This window comes from Shinella zoogloeoides (assembly GCF_022682305.1).
In the GTDB taxonomy this organism is placed as follows: Bacteria; Pseudomonadota; Alphaproteobacteria; order Rhizobiales; family Rhizobiaceae; genus Shinella; species Shinella zoogloeoides_B.
The window spans coordinates 983534-999501 of the sequence record NZ_CP093528.1; the positions used below are offsets into that span (position 1 = coordinate 983534).

Below are 15968 nucleotides of genomic sequence, written 5' to 3' on the forward strand. Positions count from 1 at the left end.
AACCACCCCCGAAACCAACCGCAGGAGATTTCCATGGCAGAGATAGGCACCTTCACCCGCACCGAAACCGGCTATGCCGGGGAGCTTCATTCGTTCGGACTCCACGAAAAGCTGTTCATCGTCCCGGCCAAACCGAGCGACGCAAAAAACGCCCCCGACTATCGCGTGCGCCTCGATAGCGAGGACGGCCCGGACGCCGGACCCGCATGGAAAGACTCCAGCGAGAACGCTGGCGAGTTCGTATCGATGCGATTGGAGGGACCAATCTTTCCGTCCCCGATCCGCGCCAAACTGTTCCAGTCCAACGACGATCCTTCGGTCTGGACCCTACGTTGGAAGCACGCCCGGAAGATCGAGGATGAGGAATGAAGGCCGCGCGCGTCCGGCCCACCATCCGGTCCAAGATCGGCATCCCTTTGTTCGCGGAAAAGCCGTCTCATCCCTTCGTCCCGCTCGGCGACCAGACGGCCGGCGCGCGCAGCGTTGGTCAGGGGCGGCCATCGGCCGGCGCTCGCGCCTTGCCCTTGACCGCAGCGAGCACGCTGGCAGGCTGGCGGCGAAGCGGAGACAGGCAGGCATGGCGTTGTGCCGTCCTGCTGCTGGCCGGCGCGCTTTCCGTCTGCATCGGATCGGGCGTCGCTGTCGCGCAATCCGCGCCCATCGAGCGCCCGGCCGCAACCCATCCCTATGCGGCCCACATCGCCGAGGCGTCGCAGCGGTTCGGCATCCCCGAGCACTGGATTCGCGCCGTGCTGCGCGCCGAAAGCGCGGGCGACGTGCGCGCGGTTTCGTCGGCCGGCGCGATGGGATTGATGCAGGTGATGCCCGACACATGGGCGGGCCTGCGCGTCCGCTACGGCCTCGGCCGCGATCCCTATGACCCGCGCGACAACATCCTCGCAGGCACGGCCTACCTGCGCGAAATGTTCGACCGCTACGGCAATGTCGCGGCGATGCTGGCGGCCTACAATGCCGGTCCCAGCCGCTATGACGAATACCTTGCGACCGGCCGCACCCTGCCGGCCGAGACGCGGGCCTATGTCGCCGCGCTCGCGCCGATCCTCGGCGGCGCGGCTGCAACCGAACCGCCGTCATCGGCACCGCCACCGCCGCCAGATTGGCGCGAGGCACCGCTGTTCGTCATGCGTCCGGGCGACGCGCGGGCTGTCGCCGCGCCGCCGTCCGACGCACAATCTGGCGACGGCCGCGCGACCGTTCCGGCGCGCGATCCCGTCGATGCAGAGTCGCAGGGCGACAGCATTTTCGTCGCCGACGCGAGCGGTTCGGGAACGCCATGAGGGCGGCGTTCCCGCGCTCGGCGGCGCTCATTCCGGTGTCCAGTCAGACAGGTTTTTGTCCGGCTGGATTCCCGGCAGGAGGGGCAGAAAAGGCAGAAAGGGCGGAGGGCAAGATTAAAGAAGACGGCACCATATCGGGCCGCTTCTGGAAATTGTTGTTGTCTGCACACTGGTTAGGTGGCCGGTTCCGGCACCATGGTTTTGAGGGGCCGCGTGCCGCGATTTCGCGCAAAGCCTTGGCTTTGCAGGGTTTCGAGCGGCACCATAGGCCCATATCGGCCTGTTGTCGGCGGTTTTGGCTGGAGTCGCGCCCTTGAGCGCCGACGACGAAAACCGCTTCCGTCCGAAGCCGGGCCGTATCCGATCCGACACACCGAAGGCCGGCAAGACCAAGAGCTTTTTCACGCAGGTCAAGAAGATCACCCGGCAGCATCAGGCAGCAGCCTCCCGCGATCCTTCCATGCCGTCATCCGCTCGCCCGTCATCGCCGGGGCGGTCCCGTGCCGTGGTCGCCAGCGGCAAGGGCGTGAAGCGCGGCCGGGGCGCGAGCTTCGTGCGCGCTCGGAACATCTCCGGCCAATGGCATCATCGCCAGCCCGGCAGCCGCCGCGTGATCGTCAAGCAGCGCAGCGTTCGGGCCGCGTGGAAGGGCGCACGCGCCCGCGCGCATCTGCGCTATGTCCAGCGCGACGGCACGTCACGCGACGGCGAGCGGGGCCGGCTCTATTCGGCGACCGAGGACCGCGCCGATGGCGACGCCTTCCTTGATCGCGGCAAGGACGACCGCCACCAGTTCAGATTCATCGTCTCGCCCGAGGATGGCGCGGAGCTATCGGACCTCACGGCCTACACCCGCGATTTCATGAAGCAGGTGGAAGCCGACCTCGGCACGAAACTCGATTGGGTCGCCGTCAACCACTACAACACCGGCCATCCCCATGTGCATGTCATCGTCAACGGCCGCGACGAGATGGGCGAGGATCTAATCATCAATGGCGACTACCTCGCCAACGGCCTACGGGAGCGCGCCAGCGAGCTTGCCAGTCTGGAACTCGGCCCCGTCACCGAAATCGAGCAGACCCGCAAGCTGTCGGCCGAGATAGACCAGGACCGTTTCACCCAGATTGACCGCGCCATGGCCGAGGAAGCCGATGCCCGGTTCCTCGACCTGCGCCATGAACCGGCCGCACCGCGCCGCCAGTTCGAGCGCACCTTACGCCTGCGCCGTCTCGCCAAGCTGGAGAAGATGGGACTGGCGACCGAGCACGCGCCCGGCGTTTGGGAGTTGAGCAAGGACATGGAGCCGGCCCTGCGCGAGTTGGGCGAGCGCGGCGACATTATCCGCACCATGCAGAAGGCGCTCGGCCCGCAGGGAGGCGAACGCGATCCCATGAGCTTTCAAATCCATGACGGAGCGCCAGAGACACCCATCGTCGGCCGCGTCGTGGACAAGCACCTGTCGGACGAGCTGGGCGAGAACCTGACCATTGTGGTGGACGGGATCGACGGCAGGACGCACCACATCGCAGGCATCGCGCCCGAGCGGCTGGAGGACGCCCGCGTTTGCAGCGTCGTCCAGATCGGCCCGGCCGAGGCGACCGCCCGACCGTCCGAACGCGCCATTGCCGCCATCACCGAGGACGGCATCTATCGTCCGAGCCGCCATCTGGAGCAGGCGAAGTTCGAGGGCCGCGTTCCGGGCGGCGATTATGAGGGCTATGTCGATGCCCATGTCCGGCGACTGGAGGCATTGCGCCGCGCCGGGATCGTCGAGAGGATCGACGCCGACCAATGGCGCATCCCCGATGATCTGGTCAGCCGCGCCGCCGCCTATGACGCCGGCCGTGACCGGCAGGCCAGCGTTCGCATCCTTTCCCCGGTCGATCTAGGCAAGCAGATCGGATCGGACGGCACGACATGGCTGGACCGGCGATTGGTCCATGGCGAAACGGCCGACCTTGCGCCGGCCGGCTTCGGCCAGCAGGTGCGTGAGGCGATGGACCAGCGGCGCGAGCATCACATCGAACAGGGCGATGCCACCCGAGCACGGAACGGCCGCATCTTCTACCGGCGCAGCCTTCTCGCCACCTTGCGCGAGCGGGAGGTTGCCCGCATTGGCGCGGAGATGGCCGAGGGCAAGGGGTTGCCGTTCCGTGCCGCCACGGACGGCGAGAACGTCAGCGGCAAGTTCACCGGGACCGTTCAGCTATCGAGCGGCAAGTTCGCCGTGGTGGAAAAGAGCCATGAGTTCACGCTTGTCCCGTGGCGGCCGGTGATCGACCGCCAGCTCGGCCGCGAGATCACTGGCGTCGTGCAGGGCGGATCGGTGTCGTGGCAGTTGGGGCGAAGGCATGACCTTGGCCTTTAGCACATACGCGTGTTTCATCCGGTATCTATCATGCCCCGTGTATCTCACGCTGGATGCCGGCTATTGTAGGGGCCATCATTCAAGCGAGCAGTAGAAAAGAAGATATGCCGAGACCGAAACTTCATAGCGATGAGTTCATTCTAGATACCGCGCTAGGCATCCTTCTTCAGAAAGGTCCATCGGCCTTCACCCTCTCCGATGTTGCGGAAGCGGTCGGCATCTCGCGGGCTGCACTGATCCAGCGGTTCAAAGACAAGGCGACGCTGCATCTAAAGGTCATGGAGCGCAACACGCAGGAGGTGCGCGACTATTTCGCGGGTGCGAGTCCCGAAAAGGGCCTCGATCCGCTGTGGGCGATGCTCAAGGACCTCATCGCCGGTATGGGTGACGGTGCCGGAACGGAAGGCTACCTTCTTCTATTGTGGGGAGACGTTCAGGAGCCGTCGCTTCGCGCCCTTGCGGCGGAGCGGAACTGACTGGTCCTGAAAGCTATCGAGGCACGACTGCCCGCCGGGCCGCGCCCACCCGAGCATACCGCCGGCTTGATTCAGACGGTCATTCAGGGGTCTTGCATGCAATGGCTCGTTGAGCCGGAAGGCGAGCTAGCGGCTTTCATGACCAAGCGCACCCACATGCTTCTGTCCGTCCTCTATCCCGACCATGTGTTCGGGTAACACCATCTGGAGGGTTGTTTATAACAGTCGTGTCGGTTATTTATAAGGCGTGCGCCACGGTATCGCCGGGCACGGAAACCCGGAACGACTATCATGCCTATACAAGAACCCAGCCCGTTGGGGGGCGAACGACAAAAAGCACTGCCTGCGCCAACCTTGGCGCTGAACCTCATGGCCGACGAGTTCGATGCGTTGAACGCGAGCAGCGGGCCGCAAATCGCTTATCGCGACCTGTTCTGCCCACACATGGACCTGCCGCGCGCCTTGCGGAACTGGTCAGAGGCTCGGGGCGTCCAGTTGCGGAGCCTTCGCAAAATCACGCATGAGCGCGGCGGTCGGTCGCAGAAGGTGCTTTTCGGCCTTCATGACGGTTATGCCGTTGAAAGCGTTCTGATCCGTCGTCACGACGGACACACCGCCTGTATTTCGTCACAGGTTGGATGTGCCTTCGCCTGCCAGTTCTGCGCTTCCGGCCAAGCCGGCCTCAAGCGCAACCTTTCGGCGGGCGAGATTGTCGAACAGGTCGTTCAACTCGGGCCGAAGGTCAACCGGATCGTGTTCATGGGCATCGGCGAGCCTTTGAACAACTACGAGCAGGTGATGAAGGCGATTCGTATCCTGCGCGACCGGCGAGGGATGAATTTTCCCACCACGGGAATCACGCTTTCGACCATCGGCATACCGAAGGCTCTAGCGCAATTGCGAGAAGAGCATCTGGCGATCAATCTGACTATATCGCTGCATGCGACGACGCAGGAAGTTCGCGACCGTCTCATCCCCGGATCGCGTAAGCACGACATCAAGGAAGTCATCGCGCGCGCTTCGTCATGGGCGGAACGGCACAACCGGATCGTCACCTTTGTCTATCTGGTCCTCCCCGGCATCAACGACACGCTTGCTGATGCGAAACGGCTTGCCGGTCTCATGAACAAGCGAAGGGCGCGTGTGAACCTTATGCGCTGGAATCCTGTCGATGGCATCGCGCTTGATCGAACCGGCGACCGCAGCCTCGGACTTTTCCGTGAAGTGCTGGATCGCGCCGGTGTGCCGGTCGTGGTGCGGGATACACAGGGGCGGGATATTTCGGCGGCATGCGGTCAGCTCTGGTTGCGCGATCTGCGCGGAATCCCGGTCGAAAAACGCGGAGCCACAAAAAAGGCCGCCTAGCGGGAGCTTAGGATGCGGCGTTCGAAAAGACATGCGAACGATGCCTTCCGATCAAGTGAAACGCTGCTCGGGTCGCGCATACCTCTCTTGTCGCTGATCCAGACGCTTGCGGTCGCTGAATATCTCAACTTCCGCCACGCAGCGAACGCACTCGGGGTTGCACAATCCAGCGTCAGCGCCCGCGTGAAGGCGCTGGAAGAAGACCTTGGCATCCTCCTGTTCGAGCGTCGTGCGCGTGGCGTTCGGTTGACCGAAGCCGGACGCCACTTCGTCGAGCGGATCGCAGCCGGCGTCGATCAACTCGACCATGCGGTGAAGACCGCAGGCATGGCGGCGACGGGGGAATGGGGCCGCCTGCGCATCGGCGTCCATGCCTTGATTCCGCGCAGCTTCCTCGCCGATCTGATCGGGCAGTATCGGGAAAACCATCCCGGCATCGAGGTCGAAATCACCGAAGGCACGGCCCGCGATGCGGTCATGCAGCTTCGTGCCGACCGGCTGGACGTGGCGTTCGTCGCTGGCACACCAGAGCTGCCCGACTGCCATACACGGCCGGTCTGGACTGAATCGCTGGTAGCGGTGCTACCGGATAGGCATCGTCTTGCCGGGCAGCCGGCAATCACTTGGGCCGATCTGGTCGGCGAAACCTTCCTTGTCCGCTATGGTGGCACTGGCCCGCAGGTTCATGACCATATCGTGCTGCGCCTTGCCGGGCGCTGGCCCGCGCCTTCGATACTGCGCTTCGACGTAGGACGTGGCACGCTACTATCCATGGTCGGACAGGGATTCGGCATTACCATCGTCGGGGCAGCGACGGCACTGCTGCCGACTGCCGGCATCACCTTCCTGCCTTTCGCCGATGAGCCAGAGCCGGTTGCCTTTACCGCCGTCTGGTCGCCGTTCAATCGAAGCGCCGCGCTCCGTGATCTGCTCTCTCTCGCAAAAGAAATGGGTCGGCTGATCCGCGTCGACTGAACCTCTGCCCGTTCCAGCCAACCGCCAAAGCAAGGCATAGGGGTTTCATACGGCCAAGAATGACGGGAACGTCAACAGCGGGGGATTGGGTGGCTACGAGCCAGCGATACGGCATTGCGAGGCAACAGCTGATCGTATAAGTGATAGCTAGTCAAATTTGTGATCGTGGAGTGGTCAGCATGGGAAATCCAAAGTCAGCAGACAAGTAAGCCGCAACAGCAAAATTGTTGTTGCGGCGCTCTGTGAGACCAATCCCATGTGATTGCTGATGTGCAGACGCCGCCCGAGATTTCTTAATCGAGCGGTTGACTTATCATGACCATCACACGCCCTGCATGGGCCTATACGCTGCCGGCAGCCCTACTGCTGATGGCTCCCTTCGACATCCTCGCTTCACTGGCGATGGATATTTATCTCCCCGTCGTTCCAGCGATGCCCGGCATCCTGAACACGACGCCCGCCATGATCCAACTCACGTTGAGCCTCTATATTGTGATGCTCGGTGTGGGCCAGGTGATTTTTGGTCCGCTCTCAGACCGCATCGGGCGACGGCCAATTCTACTTGCGGGCGCAACGGCTTTCGTCATTGCGTCTCTGGGAGCAGCTTGGTCTTCAACTGCACCAGCCTTTGTCGCTTTCCGTCTGCTTCAAGCAGTCGGCGCGTCGGCCATGCTGGTGGCGACGTTCGCGACGGTTCGCGACGTTTATGCCAGTCGTCCTGAGGGTGTCGTCATCTACGGCCTTTTCAGTTCGATGCTGGCGTTCGTACCTGCGCTCGGCCCTATCGCCGGAGCGTTGATCGGCGAGTTCTTGGGATGGCAGGCGATATTCATTGCTTTGGCTATACTGGCGATGCTCGCACTCCTAAATGCGGGTTTCAGGTGGCACGAAACCCGCCCTCTGGATCAAGCGAAGACGCGCCGATCTGTTTTGCCGATCTTCGCGAGTCCGGCTTTTTGGGTTTACACCATCGGCTTTAGCGCCGGTATGGGCACCTTCTTCGTCTTCTTCTCGACGGCTCCCCGTGTGCTCATAGGCCAAGCGGAATATTCCGAGATCGGATTCAGCTTTGCCTTCGCCACTGTCGCGCTTGTAATGATCGTGACAACTCGTTTCGCGAAGTCCTTTGTCACCAGATGGGGCATCGCGGGATGCGTAGCGCGTGGAATGGCGTTGCTCGTTTTCGGGGCGGTCCTGTTGGGGATCGGCGAACTCTTCGGTTCGCCGTCATTCCTCACCTTCATCGTGCCGATGTGGGTCATGGCGGTCGCCATTGTCTTCACTGTGTCCGTTACCGCGAACGGCGCTTTGGCAGAGTTCGACGACATCGCAGGATCAGCGGTCGCGTTCTACTTCTGCGTTCAAAGCCTGATAGTCAGCATTGTCGGGACATTGGCGGTGACGCTGTTAAACGGTGACACAGCGTGGCCGGTGATCTGTTACGCCACGGCGATGGCAGTGCTGGTGTCGTTGGGGCTGGCGCTCCTTCGGCTCCGTGGGACTGCCACCGAGAAGTCGCCAGTCGTCTAACCGACGACTGGTGGCAGGCCCGCTCCGATGCGGCGCACTAACCATCGAAACCTCGTGAATGGCGGTATCCTGTCTGGCAGGATACCGCTCATTTCCCTTGTTCAGTTCATCGCCGTCGCCGAGCATCTGAATTTTCGGCATGCGGCCAAGGCACTCGGCGTCAGCCAGTCGAGCGTCAGCGCGCGTGTGAAAGCGCTGGAGGATAACCTTGGTATCCTGCTGTTTGAGCGCCATGCGCGGGGCGTTCGGCTAACAGACGCAGGCAGGCACTTCATGGAGCGTGTCACGGCGGGTGTCGATCAACTCGATCACGCGGTGAAGACCGCCGGCATGACAGCTCAAGGAGAATGTGGCCGGCTTCGCATCGGCATCCATGCCTTGATCCCACGCAGCTTTCTCACGGAGCTGATCCGTCATTATCGGGAAGCCCATACCGGCATTGAGGTCGAGATAACCGAAGGCACGGCCCGCGATGCGGTGATGCAGCTTCGTGCTGACCAGCTCGACGTGGCGTTCGTCGCGGGCAAGCCCGAGATGCCCGACTGCCATACCCGACCGATCTGGACCGAACCGCTGGTGGTGGTGCTATCGGATGGGCATCGCCTCGCCGGGCAGTCCGCAATCACTTGGTCCGATCTGGTCGGCGAGACTTTCATTGTTCGCTATGGTGGCACCGGCCCGCAGGTCCATGACCATATCGTGCTGCGCCTTGCCGGGCGTTGGCCCGCACCGTCGATCCTGCGCTTTGATGTGGGGCGCGGCACGCTGCTATCTATGGTCGGACAAGGCTTCGGCATCACTATCGTCGGCGAGGCCACGTCATTATTGCCGACGACCGGCATCGTCTTCCTGCCCTTCCTCGATGAACCGGAGCCGGTTGCCTTTACAGCCGTCTGGTCGCCGTTCAATCGCAGCTCCGCACTGAAAAATCTACTCAACCTCGCAGGCAAAATGAAGCGTGACGGCGATTCGCCCAATCGTTTCCTCGATGGCACTCGACCGGCACGATAACGGCAAAGGCGACCCGTCCTATTTGCCGCCGATAGTATCCGGCAGCCCTCCGGCATCCTCTTTCCTGTTGCCCGTCCCGATTTTGCCTACTCTCTGATCGGCTCCGTCTTTTTTTGCCGACTGGAGCCTGTATGCGCGGAGGCCGAATCCTTTGGGGGCAGATTGGTGCCGTCTTCACCATCGTTCTGGTGATGGTGTGGGCAGCGACGCAATGGACGGCGTTCCGCCTCGGCTTCCAGCCGCAGCTTGGAGCACCATGGTTCGAGCTGGCGGGCCTGCCGGTCTATTATCCGCCCGCCTTCTTCTGGTGGTGGTTTTCGTTCGACGCCTACGCGCCCGCGATCTTCGTCGAGGGCGGCATCATCGCGGTATCGGGCGGCTTCCTCGCCATCGCCGCCGCCATCTTCATGTCGATCATCCGGGCGCGGGAGGCGCGCAACGTCGCCACCTACGGATCGGCGCGATGGGCTGAGGACCGGGAAATCCGTGCGGCCGGATTGCTCGGCCCCGATGGCGTCTTGCTCGGCCGATACGACCGGGACTATCTGCGCCATGACGGTCCCGAGCATGTCCTATGCTTTGCCCCGACGCGTAGCGGCAAAGGCGTCGGGCTGGTGGTGCCGACGCTGCTGACATGGCCGGCATCCGCCATCGTTCACGACATAAAAGGCGAGAACTGGACGCTGACAGCGGGCTTCCGCGCGAAGCATGGCCGCGTGCTGCTGTTCGATCCGACCAACGCCAGATCGTCGGCCTACAACCCGCTGCTGGAGGTCCGGCAAGGGGAATGGGAAGTCCGCGACGTGCAGAATATCGCGGATATTCTGGTCGATCCCGAAGGCAGTCTCGACAAGCGCAACCATTGGGAAAAGACCAGCCATAGCTTGCTGGTCGGCGCGATCCTGCATGTTCTCTATGCGGAGAAGGACAAGACCTTGGCGGGCGTCGCCAACTTCCTGTCCGATCCCCGCCGCCCGGTCGAGGCAACCTTGCGCGCGATGATGGACACGCCGCATCTCGGCGAAGCAGGCGCTCATCCCGTCATCGCGTCGTCCGCCCGCGAACTGTTGAACAAATCCGAGAACGAGCGGTCGGGCGTGCTCTCCACCGCCATGTCGTTTCTCGGCCTCTACCGCGATCCCGTGGTGGCGCGGGTGACGGCGCGGTGCGACTGGCGCATTGCCGACCTGGTCGGCAGCCGCCAGCCCGTCACGCTCTATCTGGTCGTGCCGCCATCCGACATAAACCGCACCAAGCCGCTCATTCGCCTGATCCTCAACCAGATCGGCAGGCGGTTGACCGAGGAACTGACCACCTCCGGCAAGCGCCATCGGCTGCTGTTGATGCTGGACGAGTTTCCGGCGCTCGGCCGGCTCGACTTCTTTGAATCGGCGCTCGCCTTCATGGCGGGGTATGGAATCAAAGGCTTCCTGATCGCGCAGAGCCTCAACCAGATCGAGCGCGCCTATGGCCCGAACAACGCGATCCTCGACAACTGCCATGTGCGCGTCAGCTTCGCCACGAACGACGAAAGGACGGCCAAGCGGGTGAGCGACGCACTCGGCACCGCGACCGAACTGCGCGACTCCACCAACTACGCCGGGCACAGATTGGCCCCGTGGCTTGGGCATCTCATGGTTTCACGGCAGGAGACGGCCCGCCCGCTACTCACGCCGGGCGAAATCATGCAGCTTCCGCCCACCGACGAAATCGTGATGGTCGCGGGCACACCGCCGATCCGCGCGACCAAGGCCCGCTATTTCGAGGACGCGCGGTTGCAGGAACGCATCCTGACCCCGCCCGATCTGGTCGCCGCTCCGCTGGCGCCCAGTCCATCCGCCGATGATTGGTCCGGCCGTGTGGTCGCGGCGGAAAGCCATTCCGCGACCGACGCCGCACACGGGGCCGAGGGCGATCCGGCCAATGCTGGCATCCGCCGCGAGCCGGAGCTGCCTGAGCATGAGGAAATCGTCGCCCCGCCGCCATCACCCGAACAGGAGTTCGAGTTTGTGGACGACGAGCCGGACGTTGACGCGGCCAAGGCCCGCGCCATGCGCCAACGTATGAGGATGGTCGCGCGGCAGGTCGCATTGAACCCCGATGACGGAATCGACCTTTGAGGACACGACCATGGCAACCAGAACCCGCCTGAATCTCTATTTCGACCCCGCGCTCATTCCGCAGATCGAAGCGATGGCGCTGCGCCGCTCGGTGGCGCTGCGCCGTAATGTCTCAAAATCCGCCATCGTGGAGGCGGCGGTCATATCTTACCTGTCCGGCGATGCCGACGACCAGCTTGAAGCCGCCATGTCGCGCCGCATGGACAAGCTCGGCCGCCAGATCGACACGCTCGACCTGGATCTCGCCGTGCTTGGCGAGACGGTCGCGCAGTTCATCCTTTTCTGGATGACCATCACTCCACCACTAACGGGAGCTGCACAATCCGCTGCTCGCGCGAAAGGCGCGGAACGGTTCGAGGGCTTCATGCAGAACCTCGGCCGGCGTCTGGCGACGGGGGACAGGTTCCTCAAGGAGCTGTCGCGCGATATCGTTCCCGATCAGATCCCAACCGACTTTGATGAAACCGACAGGGATTAGTGTTGGGTTTCGACCCTACTGCTGTCGTTCATTGGCTTGATCGCAGCGCCCCAAACCGAGTATAGAATGGCAGAAAAAAATGTGCCGCAGATTTTGGGATTTTCGCGACGAAGGTGTGTATTTAAATTTGGAATACGGATTGCTTGAAGATTCTCGTGCATGGGTTCCCATCAGGAGCGGGGAATCCGGTGATTTCCTCTATCGCCGTCACGATGATCTGGCCTACGGGCTCTGTTGCAAAGATTGGCGGCAGTCAGAGGTAGGCTGTCGCTCTGCGCCGATCAGGCGGCTGCTGCGAAATGGTGGTTGAGCATGCCCATGGCCTCCGTCAGCGCCGAGGGCCCAATGCCAAAAGCTCTCTCCACAAGGCGCACCTCGCCCCTGATGCCGGGCTGCAGGCACCAGGGGCGAGCCTGTCCTTTGCGCAGGGCTCGCATGACTTCGAATCCCTTGATCGTGGCATAGGCCGTGGGGATCGATTTGAAACCGCGCACCGGCTTGATCAGTATCTTGAGCTTTCCGTGATCGGCCTCGATCACGTTATTGAGATACTTCACCTGCCGGTGGGCCGTCTCCCGGTCCAGCTTTCCTTCGCGCTTCAATTCGGTGATCGCTGCACCATAGCTCGGCGCTTTGTCGGTATTGAGCGTGGCAGGCTTTTCCCAGTGCTTCAGGCCTCGCAGGGCCTTGCCCAGGAACCGCTTCGCTGCCTTGGCGCTGCGGGTCGGCGACAGGTAGAAATCGATCGTGTCGCCCCGCTTGTCGACTGCCCGGTACAGGTAGGTCCACTTGCCCCGCACCTTGACGTAGGTTTCATCCAGGCGCCAGCTCGGATCAAAGCCACGCCGCCAGAACCAGCGCAGCCGCTTCTCCATCTCCGGGGCGTAGCACTGGACCCAGCGATAGATCGTCGTATGGTCGACCGAAATGCCGCGTTCCGCCAGCATTTCCTCAAGGTCGCGATAGCTGATCGGATAGCGACAATACCAGCGCACCGCCCACAGGATCACATCACCCTGGAAATGGCGCCACTTGAAATCCGTCATCGTTCCGTCCGTCCAATCTCCGCCAAGCATGCTCAAGCTTCACGATTTTTGCAACAGAGCCCACACGAGTATTGAGCATAGTCGAGATTGGTGCAGATCACTTCTGATATTGAACTGTCAGGAGCTGGCTGCACAACAGCCATTACGCCCAATCAACTGGTGCAGTCGTCTTCTGAAAATGACATTTGGTATCTCTCATAAACGGATGTTTTTGAGAGAACTATCTTCGGCCTTCACACGCACGAAAGGCGGCGAAGCTCCGCCGTTAATCCGTCCGCCGGAGATCTCGCCCAGGCAGGCTGAAGGCCGAGCAAGCCTGACAGGCCCGAAAAGCCCGGCACGGGCGTCGGCGGCGATGACGGCGGCGGCATTATCCAGGGTTGATGATGGAAGTGGAGGATATCGACAACCTCTCGCGCAACCAAGACATCGCGGTCGGACTGCAAGTGATCTTGAAGCCACGGGCCCGTCCCACCCCGACATGGACCTCGATGCCCGAACGGACGTTAGATTTCGAGTTCTAGGCGTTCTGCGATGAAGGTTGGATCCCAGCCGGGATTGAAAGTGTCGACGTGGGTGAATCCGAGCCGCTCGTATAGGCCACGCAGGTTCGGGTGGCAGTCGAGCCGCAGCTTGGCGCACCCCTGCGTTCGCGCGGCATGGCGGCAAGCCTCGATCAGCGCGGAGCTGACACCCCGGCCCGCATGTGTCCGTCGCACCGCGAGCTTGTGCAGATATGCGGCCTCCCCCTTGAGGGCGTCGGGCCAGAACTCGGGATCCTCGGCCGACAAGGTGCAACAGCCGACGATGCCGTCGCTGCAACTCGCGACTAGGAGCTCGGATCTCAGGACGAAGGTCTCCGCGAATGTCCGGTCGATCCGCGCGACGTCCCAGGCGGGCGTTCCCTTGGCGGACATCCACGCCGCAGCGTCGTGCATCAGCCGCACAACCTCGTCGATATCACCCGAGCAGGCGACCCGAACGTTCGGAGGCTCCTCGCTGTCCATTCGCTCCCCTGGCGCGGTATGAACCGCCGCCTCATAGTGCAGTTTGATCCTGACGAGCCCAGCATGTCTGCGCCCACCTTCGCGGAACCTGACCAGGGTCCGCTAGCGGGCGGCCGGAAGGTGAATGCTAGGCATGATCTAACCCTCGGTCTCTGGCGTCGCGACTGCGAAATTTCGCGAGGGTTTCCGAGAAGGTGATTGCGCTTCGCAGATCTCCAGGCGCGTGGGTGCGGACGTAGTCAGCGCCATTGCCGATCGCGTGAAGTTCCGCCGCAAGGCTCGCTGGACCCAGATCCTTTACAGGAAGGCCAACGGTGGCGCCCAAGAAGGATTTCCGCGACACCGAGACCAATAGCGGAAGCCCCAACGCCGACTTCAGCTTTTGAAGGTTCGACAGCACGTGCAGCGATGTTTCCGGTGCGGGGCTCAAGAAAAATCCCATCCCCGGATCGAGGATGAGCCGGTCGGCAGCGACCCCGCTCCGTCGCAAGGCGGAAACCCGCGCCTCGAAGAACCGCACAATCTCGTCGAGCGCGTCTTCGGGTCGAAGGTGACCGGTGCGGGTGGCGATGCCATCCCGCTGCGCTGAGTGCATAACCACCAGCCTGCAGTCCGCCTCAGCAATATCGGGATAGAGCGCAGGGTCAGGAAATCCTTGGATATCGTTCAGGTAGCCCACGCCGCGCTTGAGCGCATAGCGCTGGGTTTCCGGTTGGAAGCTGTCGATTGAAACACGGTGCATCTGATCGGACAGGGCGTCTAAGAGCGGCGCAATACGTCTGATCTCATCGGCCGGCGATACAGGCCTCGCGTCCGGATGGCTGGCGGCCGGTCCGACATCCACGACGTCTGATCCGACTCGCAGCATTTCGATCGCCGCGGTGACAGCGCCGGCGGGGTCTAGCCGCCGGCTCTCATCGAAGAAGGAGTCCTCGGTGAGATTCAGAATGCCGAACACCGTCACCATGGCGTCGGCCTCCGCAGCGACTTCCACGATGGGGATCGGGCGAGCAAAAAGGCAGCAATTATGAGCCCCATACCTACAAAGCCCCACGCATCAAGCTTTTGCCCATGAAGCAACCAGGCAATGGCTGTAATTATGACGACGCCGAGTCCCGACCAGACTGCATAAGCAACACCGACAGGGATGGATTTCAGAACCAGAGAAAGAAAATAAAATGCGATGCCATAACCGATTATGACAACGGCGGAAGGGGCAAGCTTAGTAAAGCCCTCGCTAGATTTTAATGCGGATGTTGCGATTACTTCGCCAACTATTGCGATAACAAGAAAAAGCCAGCCTTTCATGATATATCTCCCAATTTGTGTAGGGCTTATTATGCACGCTTAAAAATAATAAAAGCAGACTTGACCTGATAGTTTGGCTGTGAGCAATTATGTGCTTAGTGCATCTAACGCCGGAGTTAAGCCGCCGCGCGTAGCGCGGTCGGCTTGAACGAATTGTTAGACATCATTTACCAACTGACTTGATGATCTCGCCTTTCACAAAGCGAATAAATTCTTCCAAGTGATCTGCGCGTGAGGCCAAGTGATCTTCTTTTTGTCCCAGATAAGCTTGCTTAGCTTCAAGTAAGACGGGCTGATACTGGGCAGGTAGGCGTTTTATTGCCCAGTCGGCAGCGACATCCTTCGGCGCGATTTTGCCGGTTATTGCGCTGTACCAAATGCGGGACAACGTAAGCACTACATTTCGCTCATCGCCGGCCCAGTCGGGCTGCGAGTTCCATAGCTTCAAGGTTTCCCTCAGCGCCTCGAATAGATCCTGTTCAGGAACCGGGTCAAAGAATTCCTCCGCTGCCGGACCTACCAAGGCAACGCTATGTTCTCTTGCTTTTGTAAGCAGGATAGCTAGATCAATGTCGATCATGGCTGGCTCGAAGATACCCGCAAGAATGTCATTGCGCTGCCATTCTCCAAATTGCAGCTCGCGCTTAGCCGGATAACGCCACGGGATGATGTCGTCATGCACGACAAGGGTGACTTCTATAGCGCGGAGCGTCTCGCTCTCGCCAGGGAAAGCCGAAGCCTCCATAAGGTCATTGAGCAATGCTCGCCGCGTCGTTTCATCAAGCTTTACGGCCACAGTAACCAACAAATCAATATCGCTGTATGGCTTCAGGCCGCCATCCACTGCGGAGCCGTACAAATGCACGGCCAGCAACGTTGATTCCAGATGGCGCTCAATGACGCTTAGCACCTCTGATAGTTGGTTCGAAATTTCGATGGTCACCGCTACCCTCATGATGTCTAACGCGCTGATCACCGGCGGTTGA

At 61.5% G+C, this 15968-nt stretch carries 14 protein-coding genes and 2 pseudogenes; 11 read left to right on the forward strand and 5 right to left on the reverse strand.

Going from position 1 to position 15968, the window contains the following annotated elements; genetic code table 11:
• Window positions 1–33: 33 nt before the first annotated feature.
• The 11 genes and pseudogenes from MOE34_RS04945 (at window position 34) to MOE34_RS04990 (ending at window position 11621) form a co-directional block, all read left to right on the forward strand.
• Window positions 34–369, forward strand: coding sequence for a DUF736 domain-containing protein (locus tag MOE34_RS04945; protein ID WP_242221569.1), 336 nt, complete (start codon window positions 34–36; stop codon window positions 367–369).
• Entirely contained in the window at window positions 366–1298 is a 933-nt protein-coding gene (locus MOE34_RS04950; protein WP_242221570.1) for a lytic transglycosylase domain-containing protein, read from the forward strand. Before MOE34_RS04945 ends, MOE34_RS04950 begins: the two co-directional genes overlap by 4 nt.
• 460 nt (window positions 1299–1758) lie before the next feature.
• Window positions 1759–2211: pseudogene (locus MOE34_RS25555) on the forward strand (hypothetical protein); the annotation flags it as partial.
• 333 nt (window positions 2212–2544) lie between these two features.
• Window positions 2545–3666, forward strand: coding sequence for a DUF3363 domain-containing protein (locus MOE34_RS04955; RefSeq protein ID WP_230999696.1), 1122 nt, complete (start codon window positions 2545–2547; stop codon window positions 3664–3666).
• A 104-nt stretch (window positions 3667–3770) separates the two neighbouring features.
• Window positions 3771–4142 carry a TetR/AcrR family transcriptional regulator gene (locus tag MOE34_RS04960; RefSeq protein ID WP_242221572.1) on the forward strand — a complete coding sequence of 124 codons (372 nt, stop codon included), beginning with the start codon at window positions 3771–3773 and terminating at the stop codon, window positions 4140–4142.
• 369 nt (window positions 4143–4511) lie between these two features.
• Window positions 4512–5507, forward strand: coding sequence for a 23S rRNA (adenine(2503)-C(2))-methyltransferase RlmN (gene rlmN, locus MOE34_RS04965; protein WP_207896397.1), 996 nt, complete (start codon window positions 4512–4514; stop codon window positions 5505–5507).
• 12 nt (window positions 5508–5519) lie between these two features.
• Entirely contained in the window at window positions 5520–6482 is a 963-nt protein-coding gene (locus MOE34_RS04970) for a LysR family transcriptional regulator (protein WP_029074207.1), read from the forward strand.
• A gap of 315 nt (window positions 6483–6797) precedes the next feature.
• Complete coding sequence (floR, locus tag MOE34_RS04975) at window positions 6798–8012, forward strand: chloramphenicol/florfenicol efflux MFS transporter FloR (protein ID WP_029074208.1); 1215 nt, start codon at window positions 6798–6800, stop codon at window positions 8010–8012.
• A gap of 54 nt (window positions 8013–8066) precedes the next feature.
• Complete coding sequence (locus MOE34_RS04980; RefSeq protein ID WP_035830405.1) at window positions 8067–9023, forward strand: LysR family transcriptional regulator; 957 nt, start codon at window positions 8067–8069, stop codon at window positions 9021–9023.
• 131 nt (window positions 9024–9154) lie between these two features.
• The gene (locus MOE34_RS04985) at window positions 9155–11143 is read left to right on the forward strand and encodes a conjugal transfer protein TraG (protein ID WP_029074209.1); all 1989 of its coding nucleotides are present in this window, start codon (window positions 9155–9157) and stop codon (window positions 11141–11143) included.
• Between the two features lie 10 nt (window positions 11144–11153).
• Window positions 11154–11621, forward strand: coding sequence for a CopG family transcriptional regulator (locus tag MOE34_RS04990; protein ID WP_242221574.1), 468 nt, complete (start codon window positions 11154–11156; stop codon window positions 11619–11621).
• 281 nt (window positions 11622–11902) lie between these two features.
• Here the strand turns inward: MOE34_RS04990 and MOE34_RS04995 are convergent, their stop codons facing one another.
• The 5 genes and pseudogenes from MOE34_RS04995 to MOE34_RS05020 form a co-directional block, all read right to left on the reverse strand.
• The gene (locus MOE34_RS04995; RefSeq protein WP_001389365.1) at window positions 11903–12667 is read right to left on the reverse strand and encodes an IS6-like element IS6100 family transposase; all 765 of its coding nucleotides are present in this window, start codon (window positions 12665–12667) and stop codon (window positions 11903–11905) included.
• Window positions 12668–13173: 506 nt separating this feature from the next.
• Window positions 13174–13674, reverse strand: coding sequence for a GNAT family N-acetyltransferase (locus tag MOE34_RS05005; protein ID WP_000376623.1), 501 nt, complete (start codon window positions 13672–13674; stop codon window positions 13174–13176).
• A 127-nt stretch (window positions 13675–13801) separates the two neighbouring features.
• The gene (gene sul1 / locus MOE34_RS05010) at window positions 13802–14641 is read right to left on the reverse strand and encodes a sulfonamide-resistant dihydropteroate synthase Sul1 (protein WP_000259031.1); all 840 of its coding nucleotides are present in this window, start codon (window positions 14639–14641) and stop codon (window positions 13802–13804) included.
• Complete coding sequence (locus MOE34_RS05015) at window positions 14635–14982, reverse strand: quaternary ammonium compound efflux SMR transporter QacE delta 1 (RefSeq protein ID WP_000679427.1); 348 nt, start codon at window positions 14980–14982, stop codon at window positions 14635–14637. The genes sul1 and MOE34_RS05015 overlap by 7 nt, the downstream gene beginning before the upstream one ends.
• Window positions 14983–15098: 116 nt before the next feature.
• Window positions 15099–15937 (reverse strand): annotated as a pseudogene (locus MOE34_RS05020) (AadA family aminoglycoside 3''-O-nucleotidyltransferase).
• Window positions 15938–15968 lie beyond the last annotated feature (31 nt).

Excerpts from the sequence above, each read along its gene's own strand:
- MOE34_RS04945 (WP_242221569.1), top strand. The coding sequence starts at position 34 with ATGGCAGAGATAGGCACCTTCACCCGCACCGAAACCGGCTATGCCGGG.
- MOE34_RS04950 (WP_242221570.1), top strand. The coding sequence starts at position 366 with ATGAAGGCCGCGCGCGTCCGGCCCACCATCCGGTCCAAGATCGGCATC.
- MOE34_RS04955 (WP_230999696.1), top strand. The coding sequence starts at position 2,545 with ATGGGACTGGCGACCGAGCACGCGCCCGGCGTTTGGGAGTTGAGCAAG.
- MOE34_RS04960 (WP_242221572.1), top strand. The coding sequence starts at position 3,771 with ATGCCGAGACCGAAACTTCATAGCGATGAGTTCATTCTAGATACCGCG.
- rlmN (WP_207896397.1), top strand. The coding sequence starts at position 4,512 with ATGGCCGACGAGTTCGATGCGTTGAACGCGAGCAGCGGGCCGCAAATC.
- MOE34_RS04970 (WP_029074207.1), top strand. The coding sequence starts at position 5,520 with ATGCGGCGTTCGAAAAGACATGCGAACGATGCCTTCCGATCAAGTGAA.
- floR (WP_029074208.1), top strand. The coding sequence starts at position 6,798 with ATGACCATCACACGCCCTGCATGGGCCTATACGCTGCCGGCAGCCCTA.
- MOE34_RS04985 (WP_029074209.1), top strand. The coding sequence starts at position 9,155 with ATGCGCGGAGGCCGAATCCTTTGGGGGCAGATTGGTGCCGTCTTCACC.
- MOE34_RS04990 (WP_242221574.1), top strand. The coding sequence starts at position 11,154 with ATGGCAACCAGAACCCGCCTGAATCTCTATTTCGACCCCGCGCTCATT.
- MOE34_RS04995 (WP_001389365.1), bottom strand. The coding sequence starts at position 12,667 with ATGACGGATTTCAAGTGGCGCCATTTCCAGGGTGATGTGATCCTGTGG.
- MOE34_RS05005 (WP_000376623.1), bottom strand. The coding sequence starts at position 13,674 with ATGGACAGCGAGGAGCCTCCGAACGTTCGGGTCGCCTGCTCGGGTGAT.
- sul1 (WP_000259031.1), bottom strand. The coding sequence starts at position 14,641 with ATGGTGACGGTGTTCGGCATTCTGAATCTCACCGAGGACTCCTTCTTC.
- MOE34_RS05015 (WP_000679427.1), bottom strand. The coding sequence starts at position 14,982 with ATGAAAGGCTGGCTTTTTCTTGTTATCGCAATAGTTGGCGAAGTAATC.